Origin of the sequence: Streptomyces sp. NRRL B-1347, assembly GCF_000720325.1 — a bacterium.
Taxonomy (GTDB): Bacteria; Actinomycetota; Actinomycetes; order Streptomycetales; family Streptomycetaceae; genus Streptomyces.
Map to the genome: position 1 here is coordinate 1 of NZ_JOJM01000241.1, position 1,075 is coordinate 1,075.

The 1,075-nt window shown below is 62.4% G+C and carries 1 pseudogene; it reads right to left on the reverse strand.

The features are described from left to right. Positions 1–451: 451 nt before the first annotated feature. Positions 452–541, reverse strand: a pseudogene (locus IG74_RS54555) (RNA-directed DNA polymerase); the annotation flags it as partial. Positions 542–1,075: the final 534 nt, after the last annotated feature.

Here is a 1,075-nt window from a genome sequence, read left to right on the forward strand (position 1 = left end):
AACTCCCGTGACTACTATGAGAACTCCGTCACCTTAGGTCTCTCGTCCCTTAGGTGATCCCGTGGTACGTCTTCACCGTACGTATCGAGCGCGATTTAGGCTGCCCACTCATCTCCTTGAACGCCCTCGCTGGGCGTTGCTCCGTGCCATGGAGGTTGCCTGACCAACCGGCAGATGATCAGGCATGGCATAGCGTCGGTTTCGGGCGTCTTTCCGACGGGCGTGTTCTTTCACCGCTGGAGATTAGGCTTGAGGCAATCCAGCTTTAGCCATGTCGCGCGGGCCTTGCGACGCATCGCCTTGGACGCCTCCAGGCGGTCACTCGCTTTCCTGGCATGCTGTTGTCCCCTCGTGCTTTCACGTCCAGGTGAGCCAGGCGGCCCAGAAACCTCCCTCCAAGTTCCTCCCGATTGAGTCGGGGATACGGTGAAGCGCCTCACGGCGCACCCCTGTTGAACAGCTGCCGATACAGCCGTTCCAGCGGCAGACCCTGTCTGCCGCGTTCCCGAATGACGGTCAGCACAGTTTCAGCGCTCTGCATTACGCATGCCTCCCTGCCATCCCGTCTCGTCCACCTGCGCCCCTTCGCCCTGTTCCCGGTTTTCCCGGGCCCCTTGGCGGGTCGCTACTCCCGCGACTACTACGGGCGCTCCGTCACCTTGGGGCTCGCGCCCGTTAGGTGATCCCGTGGTACGTCCTTGTTGTACGTATCGAGCACGACGTAGGCCGCCCACTCATCTCCTTGCCCGTCCTCGCTGGGCGGTGTTGCGGACCACGGAAGGTGTCCAGGCCACGCGATCATGCCCGGACATGGTCCGCCGTCGGTGTCAGGCATCATTCCGACGGGTGTTCATGTTTGCACCACTGGAGATTGGGCTTCAAGCAATCCAGCCTTGGCCATATCGCGCGGGCCTCGCAGCGCGCCGCCACTGATACCCGATGCGGTCGCCACTTTCCTGGCATGCTGTTTTCCCCTTCGGCTTTCACCGTCAGGTGGGCCAGGTGACCCAGGGACCTCCTTCCGATTCCCTCCCGGCTGAACCGGGGATACAACAAAGCGCCTCACGGCGCACTC